This window comes from Sphingomonas fucosidasi, assembly GCF_036663855.1.
In the GTDB taxonomy this organism is placed as follows: Bacteria; Pseudomonadota; Alphaproteobacteria; order Sphingomonadales; family Sphingomonadaceae; genus Sphingomonas; species Sphingomonas faeni_B.
In genome coordinates this window covers 335,172-355,234 of sequence record NZ_JAXOJR010000003.1, presented here as the reverse complement: position 1 = coordinate 355,234, position 20,063 = coordinate 335,172, and the positions used below count along the sequence as shown (strand labels likewise).

18 protein-coding genes and 2 pseudogenes are annotated in these 20,063 nt (G+C 60.6%); 9 read left to right on the top strand and 11 right to left on the bottom strand.

All coding sequences use genetic code 11. From position 1 onward, the window contains the following. Positions 1-384 precede the first annotated feature (384 nt). Entirely contained in the window at positions 385-891 is a 507-nt protein-coding gene (locus tag U1737_RS08130; RefSeq protein WP_332796339.1) for a Ros/MucR family transcriptional regulator, read from the top strand. Positions 892-1,191: 300 nt separating this feature from the next. On the opposite strand, the gene U1737_RS08125 is transcribed toward U1737_RS08130, so the two are convergent. The 9 genes and pseudogenes from U1737_RS08125 to U1737_RS08085 form a co-directional block, all read right to left on the bottom strand. Further along, a complete protein-coding gene (locus U1737_RS08125; protein WP_332796338.1) occupies positions 1,192-1,533 on the bottom strand; it encodes a hypothetical protein in 342 nt (113 codons plus the stop codon). A 144-nt stretch (positions 1,534-1,677) separates the two neighbouring features. After that, positions 1,678-2,898 carry a conjugal transfer protein TraN gene (gene traN, locus U1737_RS08120; RefSeq protein WP_332796337.1) on the bottom strand — a complete coding sequence of 407 codons (1,221 nt, stop codon included), beginning with the start codon at positions 2,896-2,898 and terminating at the stop codon, positions 1,678-1,680. A 15-nt stretch (positions 2,899-2,913) separates the two neighbouring features. Further along, a pseudogene (locus U1737_RS08115) lies at positions 2,914-3,792 on the bottom strand (conjugal transfer protein TraC); the annotation flags it as partial. Further along, on the bottom strand, positions 3,789-4,742 hold the full coding sequence (locus U1737_RS08110) for a conjugal transfer protein TraV (protein WP_332796336.1): 954 nt from the start codon (positions 4,740-4,742) through the stop codon (positions 3,789-3,791). The gene U1737_RS08110 and the pseudogene U1737_RS08115, both read right to left, overlap by 4 nt. Further along, positions 4,742-5,620, bottom strand: coding sequence for a DsbC family protein (locus tag U1737_RS08105; protein WP_332796335.1), 879 nt, complete (start codon positions 5,618-5,620; stop codon positions 4,742-4,744). Before U1737_RS08105 ends, U1737_RS08110 begins: the two co-directional genes overlap by 1 nt. After that, positions 5,607-6,173 (bottom strand): annotated as a pseudogene (locus U1737_RS08100) (TraB/VirB10 family protein); the annotation flags it as partial. The gene U1737_RS08105 and the pseudogene U1737_RS08100, both read right to left, overlap by 14 nt. After that, on the bottom strand, positions 6,064-6,648 hold the full coding sequence (locus tag U1737_RS08095) for a type IV conjugative transfer system protein TraE (protein ID WP_332796334.1): 585 nt from the start codon (positions 6,646-6,648) through the stop codon (positions 6,064-6,066). The pseudogene U1737_RS08100 and the gene U1737_RS08095, both read right to left, overlap by 110 nt. A 1-nt stretch (position 6,649) precedes the next feature. Beyond that, positions 6,650-6,940, bottom strand: coding sequence for a type IV conjugative transfer system protein TraL (gene traL, locus U1737_RS08090; RefSeq protein ID WP_031439148.1), 291 nt, complete (start codon positions 6,938-6,940; stop codon positions 6,650-6,652). 59 nt (positions 6,941-6,999) lie between these two features. Further along, positions 7,000-7,320: a TrbC/VirB2 family protein gene (locus U1737_RS08085; RefSeq protein ID WP_416366575.1), complete on the bottom strand. Its 321-nt coding sequence runs from the start codon at positions 7,318-7,320 to the stop codon at positions 7,000-7,002. A gap of 345 nt (positions 7,321-7,665) precedes the next feature. On the opposite strand from U1737_RS08085, the gene U1737_RS08080 reads away from it, so the two are divergent. The 4 genes from U1737_RS08080 to U1737_RS08065 all read left to right on the top strand — a co-directional run bounded on the left by U1737_RS08080 (position 7,666) and on the right by U1737_RS08065 (position 11,689). Next, positions 7,666-8,145, top strand: coding sequence for a hypothetical protein (locus tag U1737_RS08080; protein ID WP_332796333.1), 480 nt, complete (start codon positions 7,666-7,668; stop codon positions 8,143-8,145). Positions 8,146-8,226: 81 nt separating this feature from the next. Next, positions 8,227-8,745, top strand: a complete 519-nt coding sequence (locus tag U1737_RS08075; RefSeq protein WP_332796332.1) for a hypothetical protein — start codon at positions 8,227-8,229, stop codon at positions 8,743-8,745. A 535-nt stretch (positions 8,746-9,280) separates the two neighbouring features. Beyond that, positions 9,281-10,630: a plasmid replication protein RepC gene (gene repC, locus U1737_RS08070; RefSeq protein ID WP_332796331.1), complete on the top strand. Its 1,350-nt coding sequence runs from the start codon at positions 9,281-9,283 to the stop codon at positions 10,628-10,630. Between the two features lie 183 nt (positions 10,631-10,813). Then, positions 10,814-11,689: a replication initiator protein A gene (locus tag U1737_RS08065; RefSeq protein WP_332796330.1), complete on the top strand. Its 876-nt coding sequence runs from the start codon at positions 10,814-10,816 to the stop codon at positions 11,687-11,689. Here U1737_RS08065 and U1737_RS08060 read toward each other — a convergent pair. Then, on the bottom strand, positions 11,686-12,678 hold the full coding sequence (locus tag U1737_RS08060; protein WP_332796329.1) for a lytic transglycosylase domain-containing protein: 993 nt from the start codon (positions 12,676-12,678) through the stop codon (positions 11,686-11,688). The two genes, U1737_RS08065 and U1737_RS08060, sit on opposite strands and share 4 nt — an antisense overlap. A gap of 24 nt (positions 12,679-12,702) precedes the next feature. Between U1737_RS08060 and U1737_RS08055 the strand changes: the two genes are divergently transcribed. Continuing rightward, positions 12,703-13,995, top strand: coding sequence for a DUF8535 domain-containing protein (locus U1737_RS08055; RefSeq protein WP_332796328.1), 1,293 nt, complete (start codon positions 12,703-12,705; stop codon positions 13,993-13,995). A gap of 4 nt (positions 13,996-13,999) precedes the next feature. Here the strand turns inward: U1737_RS08055 and U1737_RS08050 are convergent, their stop codons facing one another. Then, positions 14,000-14,269 (bottom strand): hypothetical protein, encoded by a 270-nt coding sequence (locus tag U1737_RS08050; RefSeq protein WP_332796327.1) that lies wholly within the window; start codon positions 14,267-14,269, stop codon positions 14,000-14,002. Between the two features lie 232 nt (positions 14,270-14,501). Here U1737_RS08050 and U1737_RS08045 point away from each other — a divergent pair, with 232 nt between their 5' ends. Genes U1737_RS08045 through U1737_RS08035 form a run of 3 tightly spaced genes read left to right on the top strand, consistent with a single transcriptional unit; the run spans position 14,502 to position 19,860 of the window. Beyond that, a complete protein-coding gene (locus U1737_RS08045; protein ID WP_332796326.1) occupies positions 14,502-14,726 on the top strand; it encodes a hypothetical protein in 225 nt (74 codons plus the stop codon). A 12-nt stretch (positions 14,727-14,738) separates the two neighbouring features. Then, the gene (locus tag U1737_RS08040; protein WP_332796325.1) at positions 14,739-15,593 is read left to right on the top strand and encodes a DUF7146 domain-containing protein; all 855 of its coding nucleotides are present in this window, start codon (positions 14,739-14,741) and stop codon (positions 15,591-15,593) included. Positions 15,594-15,630: 37 nt separating this feature from the next. Then, positions 15,631-19,860: a strawberry notch-like NTP hydrolase domain-containing protein gene (locus U1737_RS08035; RefSeq protein ID WP_332796324.1), complete on the top strand. Its 4,230-nt coding sequence runs from the start codon at positions 15,631-15,633 to the stop codon at positions 19,858-19,860. The last annotated feature ends 203 nt before the right edge of the window (positions 19,861-20,063 follow it).

Here is a 20,063-nt window from a genome sequence, read left to right as displayed (position 1 = left end):
CCTGGATGGCACCGTCGCAGCGGCGGTCACTCGCCTCCGGTGTACCGGGTGCCGATGCCGCGGCCATGCGATCGTAACGCAGGTTCACGTTCTCAAGCGATAGAAGGCGGATATCTCGCGCTATTCCGGCCGTTTCGCCTCATTCGTCTCAAGGTGCTGAGTCCGTTGGTGACAGTTCCTCTGCGCACAGACCGATCGACAATGCACGCGGGGTTTCGGCATAGCGGTTTGCGATACTGCCAGAAATCGAGTGACAAACAGTTTGATGTCAGCCTTCCTGCCTCAATTCACTAACTAAACCAGCCAACTCAACGATCTGGCGGTGACCAGGTTGAAAACCACGGAGCAGTTGGATAACGGGCCTCCCCTGAATGGAGATTTAAAATGGCCGATGACGCATACGCACCAAATCCAGTCGAACTTGCAACTGAGTTGACGATTGCTTGGCTGACCAACCCAAATACCCGCACCTCGGCCGACGATGTACCCGCCTTCCTCGGGAAAATGTATGACACTGTTTCGTCGCTTGTCGGTGGCAATCTAGATCCGGCTACGCCCGAGGCAGAGGTCAAAGAATACACCCCCGCCGTCACTGCCCGTAAGTCGCTTGCGAACCCTGATGTCATTATCAGCATGATCGACGGCAAGCCGTACAAGACGTTGCGCCGCCACCTCTCGACCAACGGTATGACGCCAGCGGAATATCGTGAACGGTATGGACTCAAGGCCGATTATCCCATGGTCGCTGCGACGTATTCGGAAAGTCGCCGTGCAATGGCCAAGAAGATCGGATTAGGCCGCAAGCCGGGTCAGACCAACACTGCAAACGCCGATACCAAGCCCGCTCCCACACCTCGTAAGCGCAAAACAGAAGAAGCCGCGGCGGAATAATCAGCTCGTTTGATCCTTGGGCGCGCAATACGGATATCGGGGTGCGCGTCCTCGGGTTTTCAGCTTCAGCCAAATACCACGCTTCGCGGCAGCAGATTCGTAGATATAAGTGTTAACTGACACCCGCTGTTAGCGGTGAATGCCATTTTGCAGCCGCTTCCCGATCATGACGCCCGCAACAGAATGCCTAACTCCGGCGGGGCACCGACGCGGGCATTAACGGCGCAGCAGATGCCTTGCGCGACCAGCGCATCCGCAGTCCCTAGGGCAGCGCTATCGCCGATGATAAAACCCAACGGATCACCCGTGCGGGATCGCTATGAGCACGATTGCGAGCGACATGACGAATAACGACAGCCAAGTGGCAATCTGCCCGAAGATGTGGAGCATAAGCCCAATCCACGAGTAGCGACGTCGCAACAGGACTGCGCTTCCAACAGCGACGAAGAATGCGATCGTCGTTGGCATCGTGATTGATGGCGAACGTGCCAACGATGCCTCGGCCAGGGGCACTAGCCCGATCGCCATCACAAGCAGCCACGAGAGACTGAAGATAAGGCTTCCCGGCATGTCATTCAGCGCCGGTGGGCGGTGCTGCGTGACCAAAAATTGCCGCTGATCCTGCGTTGCCAAGATGTTCATGTCGCTCTACCTTTATGGGTGAGGTGCGCCATGCAAATTGATCCTAGCCAACCCATCATTTTCGATACTGACTCGGCTCCTGGCCGAGGCATCGGGTACTGGCAGAACAATTTCGATCATGGCCGCGAATGGGATGACGAGAGTTCACCTAGAGCTGACACAGGGACCGCGAGGGTCATTCAACGCATCGTTTTTGCGATGATTGTTGGCGGCATTACCCTCGGTGCGCTGGATATGTTTCTTAGGTACCTTGCAGGCGCCGCTTTGCGGATCGTCGAGGCACTCGTCACGTAGGAATTTGCACAGCTTGTTGTCGTCGAGCGCGCTGCAATCGCTGGCCGGCGTGAGGCGCTGACAGGTGAAGGAGCGCGACCACGCCCAGCACGCCTGCGTCACCGGCACACCGTCGATAATCCGGGTTTCAGGGCCTTCGGTGCAGACTTCGGCGGCTTGCGGAACGCAGGTCGTGTCGGCCGCCAGCGCCGGGCAGGTGCCTTCGTTGCGGGCGACGGTAACGCTGAGCGTCCCTTCCTTCTTCAGATAGGCCGTACCAGTCGCAAAGTTGTGGTGGCTGGCGATCTCAGCGGCCGACAATTCGGCATTGCAGGAATACAGCTGCGCCGTGCCGCTGACATTCTTCTTGCAGTATTTGCGGTAACCTTCGACGTCGTTAGCGCCACCGCCAAGATCGATCTGCGCGTCGCAGATGTGCTTGGAGACCGGTTCTGCCCGGCAAACGCCGGCATTGACCTTCGCCTGCATGACGCTGTTTTTGGCGAACCCGTAGCCCTCGTTTTTGTCGAGAACGCCGTAGTAGAACCAGCGCGCGGTGTTGACGACGGTCGGCACGAGGTTTCCGCGGCAGGCCTCGACCGTGTCCGTAACTTTCGACCCCTTGTTGCAGGTAGCCTCGTAATAGCCCTTTGAGCCGACGGAAGGAGGAAGGGCAGTGCATGTTCCCTCAGCACCGCCAAGGATTTGACCGCCCAGATAGGTGTCAGGGTCCTTCTCGATCGCGGTGCCGCGCGAGGTCGCCGCCAGGATCTCGGCATTGCTGAAGGTCGCCCGCGTGCGTGCGCGATCGGTCACCGTGCCGAACGCCTCGTCGGTGCCAGCCTTCGAGCCACCATCGACCACCAGCCGGTCGGGATCGTCGAAATAGACCTTCTCTGCCAGATCGGTGCCGCCATATCCCGGCAGCTGCGCGAGCTTGGCATCGTTCGGGCCAAGGCTTTCGTCAGCACGCATCGACTTTCCAAGATCAGCGCCCTGCTTGCGTGCTTCCTCGATCGTCGTCTGTGCGACGACGCCGCTGGTGGCGCCCGCCAGGACGCTTAGTAGCAAAGAGAAAGCGACGCGCTTCACTCAGACGCCCTTGCTGAGGTTGTCGGCGAACATGTCGCCGATCAGTTTGGCCATGTCCCACGGCGCCCAGCGCTGCGGCAGGTTGCGTACCGAGAATGAGCGCACGTCGAACGTGTCTGGATAAATCTCGCCAATCTCGGGCGCGTTCTCAACGGTCTTGCCGGTCGGACGAAAGCGCTCGGTGCGCAGCAGAATGCGGTCCGGCTCGATCTTCATTTCCAGATCGTGGCGCACCGCTTGGTCAGCAATCGGGTCGAACGGATTGTAGGTAATCGTGTCGTCACCGGGCGCCATCGTCGGCGAGGTGATGTCATCGATCCACGAGATGAGGCCCTTTGGGTCGACGGCCCGCGCATGGACGCCGAGCGACTCCAGCGCCGAGATCAGCCCCTCCATGACCGAAGTAATTTCCTCGTTCGAGACGCGGCTCGATTCCGGGGTCGAGTAGGACAGGCCGAGGCGGTGATTGCGCAGGCAAAAGGGAGCTGATGCCGACAACGAGTTCCAAACGCCGCCCATCAAATACTCGGTGCGGTGCCGCGCCATCCGCTCGTAAATGCCCGATGCCGAATAGCGCGGCATGTACCACTGCGAGAGCTTCTCGCTGATCCGCGGACTCATCCAGCCATGCACCTGCAGGGCACCCGGCGTGGGAATGCCCTCAGACAGCAGCTGGGCCAGCATCTCGTGGCTTTGCTCGGTTGCGCCGATCATAGGCGTCGCCTCGAGGAAGAACCCGCGCGAGGCGCTGTTGTAGTAAATTTGTGTCTTCGGATCATAGCTACGGTAGGGCAGCCAATGCACAAACCGCGGGACAGCCGAGTCCGGACGGCCGTTCTCAGGCTTGGCGGAGTCGCCGAGGAGCGTGGCAAGCAGGCCTTTGAAGATGCTCACTGGACAACTCCGGGGAACGAGGACGCGCGCAGCACCGGCAGCGGGTTCGCACTCTTTGCCGCCTCCCGCGCTTCAGGTTCGGCGCGAGCAAGACCTGCACGGATGGCAGGGTTGGCGCCGACAGCAGCGATCGCGGTGCGACCAGCCGGGGTTGCATACTTCGGCACCGTGAGTGCCGAGGTGGACGTGACGGCCGGGCGGACAGGCGCGTGTGACGGGAGAGGCTTGGCGTTGGTGGTCGTGCCAACCGCGACCGGCGTGTTTGTCGTGGGGGCCGCTTGCTTCGAGCCATAGGTCAAAGCGGTGGGAGTTCGGAGAGCAGAGGGTGACACTGAAAGGCGGCGCGGCATCTTCGAGAGGCGACGCGCGACCTGGTCCTTGATGTCACCAACCGGATCGGCCTGGACCCGTGCTGCGGCAACAGCTGCCGCGCTCGGCATGTCCGGATCAGCAACGGAGGAATCCTCCATCATGACGGGGGGATCGGCACGGTCGACGGCCGCAAGCAGCGTGTCGCCGCCCGTTGCAGCTTGGACCTGTGCCGGGGTCGTCGCGACAGCGTTGCTAGCCAGCGCGCGCTGCCATTCGCCGCGCTCGACGACGGCATGGACTGCGGTCTGCTCGTGCAGGCGGCCGGCACCATCGATCTGCGCCGGGAAAACGATGCGCAGCACGCGCTCCTGGCTACGCGCAGGCGTAGCGGCCGCTGTATCGAAGCCACGGCCTGCGCTTTGCGGCGCGCTGTAGGGACCGGCAGGCGTAATCATGCGATCGCCGTCCTCGCCAGCGATCATAGCCAGCGCGCGATCGTCGATCGTCGAGCTGGGCGCGCAGATCCCGTCAGGCGCCACGCAAGAGAAGCTACCCTTGATGTTGCCGCCCATCGTGGTGCAGCTGACGAGGCCCGTGCCCCCTAGGATGAGCGCGAGCGCCCCAAGTTTTATGCGCATTACGACCGGCCTCCAGCGATGAAGGAGGCGAGCGCCTCCTTGGGACGATAGCCCTCGATCATCGCGCCATCGGCGCGGACGATGACGGGTGTGCCGTTCAGCCCGTGCGAGCGAGCGAAGCGCTCATTGGCGTCCAGGCCCGACGTGTCGCAGGTGGCGGCGTTGCGAAGAGGCTCGCCGGCATAAGCCTGATGGAGGGCGGTCTCGCGGTTCTTGGCGCAATACACCTGATTGGCGAGGTCGCGGCTTCCTAGTACCGAGATCGGCCGTTCGACGACACGTACGTTCATCGACCGCAACGTGTTCGACAGAGCCCGGCAATAGCCACAGCGGAAGTCGCTGAAGACCGTGACCGTCTTGCCCGACTGGTTGCCCCAGACGATCGCGCCATCCTTGGGGAGACCGTCGAGCGAGATACGCGATGGCGTCGCCGGCGCCGTGGGCTGCGTACCGGCACCGACCACCTTGGCGATCGGGGCTTCACCGCTGTCGGCTGCATTGTTGGCTTTGGCAGCACCGCCGATCAGCGTGTCGGGATTGATCTCGAGAAGTCGGGTCGCGGTCAGATCCTGACGGGTCTCCATGTCGTAGACCCGACCGATGACGAGGTAGCGCCCCGAGCGATCGACGTAGAACAGGTTGTTGCCGGCCGTCACTTCGCAAAGGCCATCGACGACAGCGCAATCGACCTTGCTGACCTGCGTCTTGGGCAGGCGGGCCTTCAAAAGAGCGATCACCGATGCGTCGGCCGGACGAAGCGCGGCATAGGCGGCTTTCGCACCGATTGCGGCAGCGGTGAACGCCGCGACGATCAGAAGGAGAACCAACACCCGCCCCGCAGTCAGGCGCTTGTCGGCGCTGCTATCAGTTCCGAACATAAACACCCTCCAGGAAGACGATTTCGACGTCGACGCCGGTCGGCATTTCGATGACCGGTTGGTACTGCTCGGCACGCTCGATCAGGTATTTCGAGACCATGTCGCCGGCCTCGCCAACGCCGTTGCCGACGCCACCCTGTGCGATGTCACCGAGGCCTAGTTGCTGGCGCTTGCCGTTGACCTGGACGTTGGTACCCTGAAGGAAGGAGTTCGAGTTGGCAGCGAAGCCTTTGCCGATCCCGCCGACGAGGCCGGCAATGAAGGCCTGGCTGACTAGCGATCCTTCGCGGCTGACGACACGACCGCGAACACCGGTCTTGCCGCCGAACGCGATGAAGCCTTTGACCTCGGATACCGCGTAGCGACCGCCCGGTTGCGGGCAGGTCATCTTCTGCAGCTTCACATAGACCTTCTCGCTGGACAGCTCGCCGCGGGCAGCGCCGTTAATGAGGCAGCCTTGGATCTTGGTGGTCAGCAGCTTGCCGTTCTGCAGCACCGAACGCGCAGGGCCGGTGACGCGCAGCACGACCGGGAGCGGATCGGTCTGACTGTTGACGCCGGCCGCGGCATCGACGCCGACGATAACCTTGGCGCTCGCAAAGGAGTTCGGGGGACTGGAGCGCCTTGGGGTCGATCTCCATGCCCTCGAGCGTAAAATACTGCGACATGCTGGAGCCGCGCTGCTCATCAACGATCTTGAGGAGGTCTGCCTTGATCTTGCCCTGAGACTTGGGCGACACGATTGCGAGGACGGACTTCATCCAATAGTCGAGGCTACTCGGCGTGCGGTTGAGCGTGAGCACGGCAGTATCGCGGGTGATAAGCTCGAGATATTCGCGAGAGACGCCAGTTGTGGACAGCGTGACCGGCGAGCCGAGAACCGGCTGCAGCACGATTTCGCGGCTACGTGTCGCCGACATCAGGAGCAGGAGCGCAACAAAACCGGCAAGAACCAGTGCGGCTATACCGAGGACATTACGCTGGCGAAGGACGCGCTGGCTTTGCGCGTGCTGGTAGGAAAAATCCATGTCAGCCCACCATCAGTCGGAGGTAGGAAGGTGGCGTGGCGCGAAGCGACGGAAAGCCGCCTGGAAGATGCCAATACGCCAGATGGATCAGCCACGAAGTAGCCCGCCCCGCCTTGGCCCGTCGAAGAGCCCACCAACCCAGGACGGCCAGGCCGATCCCGATGACGATGTGTTGGGACAGGATTCCCCATGTGAAGGGGATGACCATCGCGAGGAACTCGTCGAGCGTCCAGAACCCGATCAGCTCAGGGTCGTCGAGGTGCGATGGGATCACGTACTTATCGGCTGACATCACGCCACCTTCAAAGACGGTGCCGGCGAAGCTGCTATCAACGCCGGCACCGGGTCGGGTCAGATGGTGGCGGTGACGGTCGAGGTGACGATCGGAATGCCGGTACCGGCACCGACGCCTACACCGACCGGGATCGCAACCTGGCCGAGCGAGAAGCGGCCCGAAGCGAGACCCACGACACCGCCAGCGAGCGACAGAACGGTGATGATCTTGCCGCCCGAACCTTCGAGGAAGCCGGTGAATTTTGCGAGGGCGGTATTAAACGTGGCATCTGCCCCGGCGAAAGCAGGATGAGCCATCAGGACGGCCGCGGCTGCGGTACCGACGACCGCCAGAGCGGTCGTCTCGGAGTAACGGCCGATCTTGAGCATGGTCTTCATGGTAGAGAGTCTCCTTCGATCGAGCGCTGTTCAGCGCGCCCAAGAGGAGATTGGCCGGCAGCAATCTTCAGTCGCAAACGGAAATCGTCGGAACATTGCTAAAGCTTATGCATTTATTAACATTCAGAGCCTATTTTGCCTTTCGCGAATCACCTTGCCCGACTGGGCCGGGCGCCCGCCCGGAATTTCAGGGCACCTGCCCGAAAAACGCGGGCGGCCTGTTTTGGGGTACCTGGTCATCTAGTTTGGCATCCAGATCGTAACTGGTTTAGCTGTTATGCTGCAGAATGCGGTTTTCCCCTTTTATGAGTATGCAAGGGTCCGGAGTGGACCCGGGATTGAAGGTTGACCAAAGTGACGGCTGAGAAGGCGTTTTATATTTCCGTCTCGGATCACTATTTCCGGCTGACCACCGAAGGTGTCAGACTTCTGTCGAACAAGCATCGTTCGTATTATTCTTTGCCTATGGTCATAGACGAACGCGCCGAGCGTGCTTCCGACTTGGTAAATAGCTATGACGCTGAGGACATGCGAAACCATCTTCGCATAATTTCGAGCGAGGGGGAGGTCGAGATTGACTTCTCTATCCTAGAGACGAGCGCCAGCACGATCGAGGCAGCTGCACTCTCGCTTGGTGAGGCACTCGGGCAAAAGGTTCTCTTAGCTGACGCTGTGTCGCTGATACTTTTTGACCTCATTGTTGAACGGAATGCTACGGAGGTTCTCACAAAGCTTGGGCTTTCCGCTTCTGAGGCCGAAAATTATCGCGTTTTCTTGAAGAAGAAAGATGCGAACGTCATTCCGTTGCGACCTAAACGGCCATAACCACTTGTTTCGAACCAGCTTTAGGGTTGCCTTTTACGATTTGGTGAGTCTACCCATAAGTCATCAGCCGGGAGAATGGCGATGGGCGAAGCGACGCGAAGTTGGGCGGAAAACCCAGCGGGGGCAATTCCGAGTTTCGAGTTAGAGGATTACATCCTTGCCAGGATGGACCTTGCACGGCTAAGCGTCAGGGAACTGGCGACATTGACAAAAATCGGTCGGAGCCGTCTCCATGACGGGCTTCACCGTAAGGTCGAAAAGCGTGTTGCTCTCAAGATGCCTGAGATAGCAGCTATCCTCGAGGCATTGGGTATCAGCAAAATCGAAGCAATGTATGCTCAGGATCTGCTCCAAAAAAACGAGGCGGGAGTCGAACTAAGAGACCTCCTGAAGGTCATATCAATGGTACTCGGCGTCGTGACCGGCCTTCCTGAGCAGATCATTACCGTTGTAAGGCATGTTGACGGTCTCGGTTTTGACGATGTTCGACCTGAGCACGGCGAAGCTGCTCAAGAGCTGATAGTACGAGCCATAGAGGTGGAATACCAAAAAATCGGTATGCGCCGGTCCAAACGGCTCGACGAGTTTGGGGAGGAATAACGGGTCCCAAACGGCTCGTTTGGTTATGCCGGGATGGCACCGTTTCCCCCCTCTCGCGGACTAAGTGAGATAGGGTAACTGAAAGCACGAGCGATACTCTAAGCTGCTACTCTCGGCGAGGGAGAGGCGCGTCGCGTGGCGACGTGCCTCTCGTGCTTTCAGTTACTCTATCTAGTGAAGCCCTTTTTTTGGTGCGTCCGACATACGGAAACTGAAAGCACGAGAATTTCCTCGTCAAAGAAACCGAAAGCACGAGCCAACGCGAGCGACTTCCCATGCCGCTGCCGTTTAGGCTGTCGCTATCGCCGAGTCCGGAATCACGGGAGGCGATCTCGAGGTCGCTTGGCCTCGCGAAACCTAATTGAGGGAATGCCGTGCAAAGAAGAAAAGCCCGGCAATAGGTCGGAGCTTTCGGAATTTCGGAAGTGCTGCGTAACAACAGCGGCATAGCCAGATTACGATGATGCAGCGGGAATGCGTGCCTAGCGCGCCACGGACTTCTGCGTCCGCACGGAAATCCAAGGGGGTTCTCCGAATGAATTCTATTACCTTCGCTCCAGGGGCTGGCCATCGGCGAGTAGACGAACGCACAGCATCGACTGGACGGATCGCTGAAGGCTTTTCCGGGCTTCCCGAACGCGTAAGTCATCGGCATGTTCTAACAGCTTTTAAACGTGCGGCTCCCTATATTGGTGTACCATCTCGCCTTGTGCATGCGGTTGACACACTGATGAGCTGGTCGCGGGAGGTAGACTGGAGTGAAGGACAGCGCCCGATTGTCTTTCCCTCTAACGAAACGCTCAGTCAAAAGCTTGGAATTGGTATTCGGCAGCTTCAAAAGCTGCTGAACAGTGCAACGCGGTGGGGTCTGGTTGCACACCGCGACAGCGCCAATGGCAAGCGTATCGGAGCAAGGGGAAAAGACGGCCGGCTGATCTATGCTTACGGGATAGATCTTAGTCCGCTTGGCGTGCGCTACGATGAATTCGTCCGCATAGCTGACGAGGGGACAGAGGCGGACTTGCGCATAAATGTTCTTCGAAAGCGTCTTACCGCCGCCCGCCGCCGCATCAGCAGCCTGGTGCAGCTTATCATCGACGAGGAGATCGGAGGTGTCGATGCAACCGGCATCATCGAAAGCACTCAGTTGGCTACTCACCAGATGCGGAAGGTTCGGGATGAACGCCTGCTCCAGGCGTGTGTTTTAAAGCTGGAAGGTCATGCGGCAGCGCTCGATGAGCGCATTAGGACGGTTTCAGCGAGGGATAACGAGGAACTGGGGCCGGTAAAAGATTCACCCTCGGGCGTCTTAAACGACACCCACTATACAACTACAAAACAACCACCCATTGCTAAAGCAACGTACTGTAGGGGCTTGGCGGAACCCAGTAGTGAGCGAGGCTACGACGTCCGTAACAACGAGCCACAAAGTGAAGTCGAGGCGGACCTAGCCCATCACGGCGTTGATCCGAGCTTTATTGCCGCCGTGGCTCCCGAGTTCATTTCGTGTCCTCCCGAGCAAATGACATGGGGTATTATCATCGGTGACGCCGAGAGGCTCATTGCCCAGGCTGCAATCCCAGCCAATGTTTGGCATGAGGCTTGTCGACTAATGGGTCAGAAAGGCGCGGCAGCCTCGGTCATCGCGACGGCCCATAAACACGTTCGAGGCGATGTCGACCGCCCCGGAGCGTATCTTCGCGGAATGAATAAGAACGCCGCCTCGGGAAAACTGAACTTGGGGCGGACTTTTCATGGCCTGAAGGACCACGCCAAAAGGCAACCAGTCCGATCGCTATCGAGCAGCTTAGACCTTCGATCCGTAGGCCAGCTTTTGGCGACGGCGTTGAGGTCTGGAAGTCGGGTCGGGCCGGCATTGCTGTGAGTGAGGATAGGGTAACCGAAAGCACGAGGCCTAGCGTCTCCTTTCGTTGTACCCGGACGAGATCCGGCGATCGCGACCGATTGAACCGCCAAAGCTCGTGCTTTCAGTTACCCTATGTTCGACTAGGGGTGATTCTAGAGGATAGAATGATAAGAAGGGGGTGTATTGCAAAGGGGATCGATGATGGCGAAATCACCAGCGATAGCGCGGCAGATTTCACTGTTCGACATGGACAGCCCGCTTCACGGAAAAGTCCGCGGCGAGCGGAGCATCATGGACTACCCGTTCTTCGTGCTTTCGAAGAATGCGCACCTTGAGCCTATCGAGTACAAGCATGACCAGGTGACCATTCAAATCCGGCCAAGCGCAACCGGTGTTGCGACAATGTGGGACAAGGAAATCCTTCTGTATGTTGCCTCCCTCGTTGCGCAGGCGATAGCTGATGGCCAGATCTCAGATGAGGACGTGACTTTTTCAGCTCATGACTTCTTTCGCATTACCGGAGTCGAGCGACCGTCGGTACGCGATTACCGGCGGTTCGGTGAAGCGCTGGAACGCCTTCAAGGCACTCAGATAAAGACGAATATCGAGACCGGATCAAAAATCGACCGGGGCTGGTTCTCGTGGCTGTCCGAGGCGCAGGTCGAGTACGAGAAAATGGCGAACGGGGACGAAGTCCTTCGCTATGTGCGCGTCCGCCCATGCAATTGGCTATACCGCGCAATCAAACGTGATCAGCGCATCTACCATTATCACCATGACTATTTTCGTTTGGGTGCAATCGAACGTCGTCTTTACGAAATTGCCCATTGTTACTGCGAAGCTGGTCCAATCGACATCAATCTTGAGGAGCTTCATCACAAAATTGGTTCTATGGGTCCAATGAAACGGCTAAAGCAGCTTCTCAAGAGTATTGAAGCAGAAAACCGGCTACCAGAGTATGACGTTAGCTTGATCGAGGTCGTATCCGGCGAACGAACAGACTCGCTTGGTCGTCGCCGTAAATCCGTCACTACATCGGTTCGCATGAAGCCTAAGCAGAGGTCAATTTCTACTTAGAAGCGCTGCATCGCGGCGACCTTGGTATAGCCCGCTGACCGATTATAGATCGGGGAAGGCGAGCGAGCTGGCGACGTCAGCCGCGACCAGTTCGCGATAATGGCTGAGACGTAAGCCTGTGTTTCGGTGATGCGCGGGACCATGCCGCCGTGCACGCGACCTGGACCTGCGTTATAGGCGGCCAGCGCCAAGTGAACTTGGCCGAAACGATCAAGCTGCTGCCGAAAATAACGGGCACCACCACGCATGTTCTGCAGCGGATCATACCGATCGACGCCGAGGCCAACCGCCGTCCCCGGCATCAGCTGCGCGAGGCCGTAGGCGTTCGCCGTAGATGTCGCGATCGGATTGTACCCGCTCTCGCGGATAATCATCGCATCGAACAAGCCGGTCGGGATACCATTCTCGCAGGCCACCGCGCTCATCATCCCATAGTAGGCGGCACGGCGCGCCTCCGCACTCGGTGCAAGAAACCCTGACGGACGATAGGACAGCGGAGCGCAACCGGGTTTGAACGAGACGGGCTGGACGGCGATCCCGCGGCGTAGCCAGCCCGGAACCTCGATAGATGAAAACGCCGCAACACCCGTGGGCTCGCCACTCATAATAGGAGCATCCACCGGGGTTACCCCCGCTGCAGCGATCTCCTGCTGCATGCGGAACTGAACGTAGCTGCGACTAAGATCATGGACCTGAAAGGCGTCCGGCAGCGGCGACGCCTCGACTATTGCCGCTGATGGAGGGATCTCGGGCAAAAAGCTCGTGGCTTCGGTGGGCAGGCTCCCCGTCATCGAGATCAGCTGAACCTTCCGGAACGCTGGGCCCTTTGGAGCGGCACCGGCTTGCGAACCGACGATCAGAGCGGCGCAAAGGCCAGCAGCAGCGAGTGGATAACGCACGGAAAACCCCCATTGACCTTGATATCCAAGAGTTGAGGTGAACCGGTTTGTGCTTGTCAAGACTACCAGACCTGCCGAAACTGGTCCCAATCAGCGCCTGAAGGTCACTCGAACATGTGGTTGATCCACCGCGATACCGACGGAAACAACGGGGATCGGATCCCGCTGCCTGCATCCCTGCATGAGGCGCTGGTGCGCTGGTATGTCGGCGACGGCTCGTTCCATGACGAACAAGCTGGCGTGACGCTCGTCCAGAATGCCCGGATCGGACATCGCTGGATCGCCTGCGGCTGTCTGGGACCGGGTAAGGCCCCGCCCATCCTGACGCCGGCTTACCTCTCCGAAGCCGAAACCTACTATTTGCGCCGGTTGACCAGCACCAAGCGGCCGGAGCACCGCACCGATTGCCCCTTCTTCCGCGACCAGGCCACCAATCGCATCACGGAGGTCAGGTCTCACAACACCCCGACCGATCCACCTTCAGGCTTTTTCGAGGTCTTGCGACCAGCGCCGGAGAAGCTCGCACAGCGGCCTGAGGACGACAGTCTCGACGATCGGACCCGCAACGCCTCGACCCCGCGGCTCGCGCGCCTTCTATGGCGCCTGCTCGACAGCGCCGGCTGCAATACGATTCCCCCGTTGGGTATGGGCTATGAATGGTCGATCAGGGAAGAGTTTGCATCGCTCGGCCGTGCGGCTGCCAAGATCGAGATCGCGCCGGGCGTCGAGCTGGCCAGGGCATTCTGGACACACGCGCGCCCCCTCGAGACGAACACGGTCTATGGCACACTACGCGCACTGGCGCCGAAGTGGCCCAAGACGCATGCTCCGCAAGGCTTCGTGGCGCTCTATGCAAAGGCGATCAAAGGCAATGAAATCCATGTGCCTGACGGTGAACCGGTCACCATCGCGACGCGCGTCCAATCGCCCTCGATCCGGGGTAACCACATCAGCGGACCGTACATCGTCCTTGTCGTCACTGGCGAATATCCCGAGGCGCGCGGTTATGCGCCCCTGCGCGCCTATGCGCAGCCGATCTACAACGGAAGTATGTTCGTGCCTGTCGAGTCCGACTTCGAGCGCAAGGCGCTACGCGCGATCCTCGATACCCAGCGCGTGTTGCATGCCCGGGGTGTAGACATGGCAATCAGCAAGCCGCTCTTCGATTCAATGACACCAAACGGCCCCTGCCGGCCGGACTTCGTTCTGGAGGCGAGGTCGCGAATGACGGGGGAATTGCGGACGGTGGTGGTGGAGGCGATGGGATTTGACAGCGATGAGTACGAAGCTGCCAAGGCGGTGACACACCCTCGCATGGCAGTCCTGGGTGAACTCGTGACGCTAGATAGGTCCGAAATGGATCAGGATTCTGCGTCGACCAAACTGCTTCGGGTTCTGGATATCTGAGCGATCAGCTCCAAGTCATCGTTGCAGCGAAATAACTAACGATTCCAAGCGTTACCGGTGTCGACAGTAGATACAGCTTCTGCCAGCGCCACCACGCCTTTGGCAGGAAAAGTAAGGCTCCACAAACACTACGAACATCTTCCCATGCCTTGTCACGGTACAAACCGTGGACCGTCACGGAGACTGACATAGCCATAGCGATTGCGCAGCACATAGCCGCTGCCAAATAAATTGCGATCCAGTTGGCAATCTCGACCTGCGAAAACTGGTTCATCGACACCTCGAATGAAAAAGGGCGCGGTCGACAAACCTGCGCAGAATGATTCTAGTTCCAAGAGCAGCTTAGCGGCGAGATTTTAGCAGCTGGTAAATGAGACGGTGCGCCACTTAGTCCGTCAAAAAATTGGAGTGGAGAGGGAGGGTAAAAAAAGGGTCGCGGAAAGCGGCCTTAACCTTCCATCCCAGGGCGGCCGGAAAAGGCAGCCTTCAGCACGAGGCCTGTAGCCATGACCAAGTACGTCCTTTTCATAAGGGACCACGGCGCCAAGGACGACCTGGATTTCCATCCGAGCGAGATGTCCGCCAAAAAGGCTCTGGCCGCCTATGTGACGACGAAGACAGGGCGCGATCTGCCATCCGACCCGGAAGCGGCTGTCGAGGAGATCGCCAGCTACTTCAATCGTGACAAGACCTTCTACGCGATCGCCGGCGTCCCTGCCGGTGCGCGCTAAAGGGTATCGGATATGGCTATCATCGCCAATCGACCATCCCAGCACCTCGTCGATCTGGTCGGCGCGCTTGGCGGCACTTGGCACGGGAACAGTGCGATGTGTCGGTGCCCCGCGCATACCGACGGTACACCAAGCCTCTCGATCAGGCAGGGTGACCGCGGCATGCTGGTGACCTGCTTTGCCGGGTGCGACGCCGGCGACATCCTGCGTGAGCTGGACCGGATACCAATCGGGCGCCGCTATGAACCGCCCGTTCCGGCCCAGGCAAAGGGTACGGCCAACATCGACCGGCTGTGGAGGGAGGCGGTAAGTGTCTCCGGTAACCTGGCCGAGCGCTACCTCGCCTCGAGAGGACTGTTGCCGGTGCCAACCGACGTCCGCTTCCATCCGCGCTGTCCGCTAGGTCCCAAACCCATGACTGTCTTCAAGCCGGCACTGCTGATCGGGGTCCGTGAAGCGCAGCGCCTGGTCGCCTTTCAGCGCATCTTCCTGAAGCCCGATGGAGGCTATTCTCAGAAGGCGACGCTCGGCACGCTTGGTACCGGGGCATGGCGGGGCGGCGGACTGGGTGCGACCATTGGCCTGGCTGAAGGATTCGAGACGGCGCGGGCTTGGTCCCGGATCCGCGGACTACCTTGCTGGGCAACGCTCGGATCGCGCCGGCTCGATCTAGTGACGATCCCTGACAGCGTTACAAAGCTGATCCTCGCGGGCGATAATGATCTTGCCGGACGCCGTGCGGTCGCGCGAAGCATTGCCCGCTTCGCATCCGATAGTCGTGTCATCCAGGTCGATTACCCGGTGGGCTACAAGGACTGGGCCGAAGCGCTCGAGGCGGCAAAGAGGGGAGAGGGAGGGAGGCGGTGAGCTGTCGGATTGGCAGTGCAACCTGAGGGAACCTGCCATGTTCGATTTGCTCGATCTTCCGCCCGTCACCGATCACAGTGCCGCGGCACGCATTGCCGGGTTGCTGGCATCGGGCACGCCGATCGCCCGCCGCGATCTCAATCAGGCGATGACAGCGGCCTTTGGCGGCTCGGACGCCGACGGTCATTGGACGCAGCGCGACAGCTTCGAGATGCTCGAACACGGCATTGCGCTCCATCTCGCGTCGCGGCCGTACCAGCTTAATGGCATGGCTGACGTGGCACAGGCGTCGGCGATTATGGCGATGCTGCCGACCCAGACGGTCCGCAGCGAAGAGCAGATCGACCTCCAGCAATTCTCAACGCCGGTCGATATCGCGGCGATCGCCGTGCTGATGGCCGCGATCGGTCCGCACGACATCGTCCTCGAACCCAGCGCCGGCAACGGCCTCCTGATCGTCCAGGCACCGGCGTGCGCCAGCCTGCAGCTGAACGAAATCGACACGAAACGCCGCGACCGCCTCGCCGGCATTTTCCCGGACGCGATCGTCACCGGTCACGACGGCGCGGCGCTGGTCTGTCTGCACGCGCGACTGCCGAAGCCGACCGTGGTGATAATGAATCCGCCCTTCTCGCGCAGCGTCGGTCGCGGCGCCGACGATCTTGCCGCACTCCGCCATCTGCAGGCTGCGATCCGGCGGCTCGCAAAGGGCGGACGGGTGGTAGCGATCATGCCCGACTGGTTCGCACCGAGCGCACGGCTGAAAGCAGCCTATGAGGCGGTGCTGACCGGCTGCATGGTTCGCACCTCGCTCCGGCTGGAGCATTGCTACCGCAAGCACGGCACCGATATCGCGGTGCGGCTGTACGTCATCGACAAGGTGGCAGGCGGCACCTCGCACACTGTCATCCAGCGCAGTTCGGTCGCGGGTTTCCTCGACGCCGTGACCATCCCGCCGCGGGCCTCGCTGGTGGCTGATACCCCGATAGCGGCACTGCCGGTGCCCAAACCCAGCCTGTTCGGCGCGGCACGGCAGGCCAGGGCTACGGTCGCTCGCACTTATCACGCACCGGTGCGCAACAACGTACTTCCGGTCAGCTACAGAACCCTGGCTACGGCCGCACCGCTGGCCGACCAGGTCGGTTGCTATCTTCCCTACCGGCCAAGCCGGATCGTGTTCGACGTCGCCGGCGACCACCCGACCGCGCTGGTGGAGTCGGTGGCGATGGGTTCGATACCCGCACCGATTCCGACGTACATTGCCCACCTTCCGGAGCGGACCGTAACGGAGCGAATGCTGTCCTCATCGCAGCTCGAGACCGTGGTCTATGCGGGCCATGCCTGGGGTCAGCTGCTCCCCGGGGCGTTCAAGCCTGCCAAGGAGGGCGTCGGGCTCACCATCGAACCCGAGGGCAGCCGTTACCGGAAGGGCTTCTTTCTGGGCGACGGCACTGGGGCGGGCAAGGGCCGACAGGTCGCAGCGTGTATCCTCGATAACTGGCTACAGGGTCGTCGCCGACATATCTGGGTGTCGAAGAACGAACCGTTGCTCGAAGACGCGCGTCGCGACTGGACGGCGCTCGGTGGCATGTCGGGCGACGTACAGCCGGTCTCCAACTGGAAGATCGACCAGCCGATCAAACTGGACGAGGGCGTGCTCTTCGTCACCTATCCGACGCTGCGCTCGATGCGTTCCGACCATAGCCGCCTGCAGCAGATCCTCGCTTGGGCCGGCTCCGACTTCGACGGGGTGATCGCCTTTGACGAGGCGCACGAGATGGGCGGCGTCGCCGGTGGGGAGGGTGCCGTGGGCAAGAAGGAAGGATCTCAGCAGGGTATCTGCGGTGTATTGCTTCAGAACAACCTGCCCGGTGCCCGGGTCCTCTACGCTTCGGCAACCGGCGCATCCGACGTAAACAACCTCGCCTACGCGGTGCGACTTGGCCTGTGGGGACCTGACACTGCGTTCGCAGACCGTGAAGCGTTCATTGCCGAAATCCGTAAAGGCGGGATCGCGGCAATGGAACTGGTAGCCCGCGACCTGAAGGCGCTTGGTCTCTACACCTCGCGCGCGCTGAGCTTCGCCGGCGTCGAGTATGACGTGCTGCGGCACGTGCTGACGCCAGCGCAGATCGAGATCTACGACACCTATGCCAAGGCCTGGAGCGTCATTCACCAGAACATGGAAGAGGCGCTGGAGCTGACGGGCGTCGTCGACGGGTTCGAGAAGACGACGCTCAACAGTGGTGCCAAGGCCTCGGCACGCTCGCGGCTGGAATCGACCAAGCAGCGCTTTTTCGGGCAGGTCCTGCTCTCGATGAAGCTCCCGACGGTCATTGCCGCGGTCGAACAGCATCTGAAGGCTGACCAGTCCGTGGTGCTGCAGCTGGTCACGACTGCCGAGGCCATCCTCGACCGCCGCCTGGCCCAGATGTCGGCCGAAGAGCGCGCGGATCCTACGATAGATTTGTCACCGACCGAGTATATCGCCGATTATCTGATGCGGGCGTTCCCCACGCGGCAGATGCAGACCTATACCGACGACACCGGCACTGCGCGCTCGGCGCCGATGAGCGATGAGTTCGGCAACCCGGTCCATAACCCCGACGCGCTCGCCGCGCGCGACCAGATGCTCGAGCACATCTGCGCACTGCCTCCGATTAAATCCGCCCTCGACGCGCTGATCGAGCATTTCGGCACCGACATGGTTGCCGAGGTGACGGGGCGCTCGCGGCGTCTCGTACCGACGTCGGACGGTCGCCAGAAGATCGAGACCCGCTCGGGGCGGTCCTCCCAGGTTGAGGCCGCGGCGTTCATGGCCGGCACCAAGCGGGTGCTGGTGTTCTCAGACGCTGGCGGCACCGGGCGCTCGTACCATGCCAGCCTCGATGCGAAGAACCAGCAGCAGCGCGCTCACTTCCTGCTCGAACCAGGCTGGCGTGCCGATCGCGCGATCCAGGGGCTTGGTCGCACGCACCGTACCCATCAGGCGACGACACCGCTGTTTCGGCCGGTGACCACCGACTGCAAGGGCGAACTGCGCTTCACCTCGACGATCGCGCGGCGCCTCGACAGCCTTGGAGCGCTCACGCGTGGTCAGCGGCAGACCGGCGGGCAAAACCTGTTCGATCCGGCCGACAATCTCGAAAGCGAGTATGCCAAGGACGCACTCCTGACATGGTTCGCCCTCCTCGATAGCGGCAAGCTGACCAGCACAACGATGGATGACTTCTGCTCGCGCACCGGCCTCGAGCTGCACGACAATGACGGCGTCCTGAAGGAGGAGCTGCCGCCCATCCAGCGCTGGCTTAACCGTTTGCTGGCTCTGCCGATCGGCCTCCAGAACCTGATCTTCGACGAATTTCTGGCACTCGTCGAAACCCGCGTCGCCGCAGCCCGAGAAGCCGGCACTCTCGATGTCGGCGTCGAAACAATCACCGCGGATACAGCGACGGTCCTCGACGACACGCTGCTGGGCACTGATCCCCTGTCGGGCGCGACGTCGCACCTTCTCACGATCAAGATCGCGCGCCGCAAGAACCCCATCTCGCTCGAGCGTATCCTCGACCTCGCGAAATGGCAGGACGACGTTGTATTCGTGGTCAACGCCCGGTCGGGGCGCGTCGCGCTGCGCACGCGTGCGCGGTCGTGGATGAACGACGATGGTCAGCCGATCGCGCGCATCGAACTGCAGCGTCCCTGCCGGCGTGAGTATCTGCGCGAGGCCGATCTGCTGGAAACGGCATGGGACGTCGTTGACCGGGGAACCTTCGAGGCCAAATGGAGTGCAGAGGTTGCCGACGCGGCGGGTCAACTCGATACCGAGACGATCCGTCTGGCAACCGGCCTGCTGCTACCAATCTGGTCGGCGCTACCGTCAGACCATCTCGCGGTGAACCGAATTGCGGACGCGCATGGCAATTCGTGGCTAGGCCGCCTCGTATTCGATCAGCACGTCGTCCAGCTCTATACCAAGCTCGGGATTGCCAAGACCGACGATCTACCGGTCGACGCGATCGCACGATCGGTCCTCTCAGGCCGCAGTGTCGACGTCGTCCGGCCGTTCCCGATGACGCTCAGGCGCTCGATCGTGAACGGCAACCCGAGGGTGGAGATCGTGGACGCACCCGCCTCGCAGCTGCCCTGGCTTAAATCGCTAGGCTGCTTCACAGAGATCATCGCCTACCGGACCCGCGTCTTCGTGCCGGCAACCGATGCCGAGACGGTGCTCGGCCGCGTCCTGAAAGAGGGCACAACGCGAGAGTAGTTTTTTGCTTGCGCTAGAAGCGCACAGAACGTGTCCCCAAACGGTTACCCACCGAGGTCTCCGGCAAATCATCAAAACGGTAAGCCCCGACAATTGACGCTGGCCGAGATAACGACGTTTGATGCCTAACGACGGGAACGGCCTAAAATTTTGCAGTTCAATAAATCGGGTCGCTGTCTTGTAACCGGCCCTCTGCCGTCCCG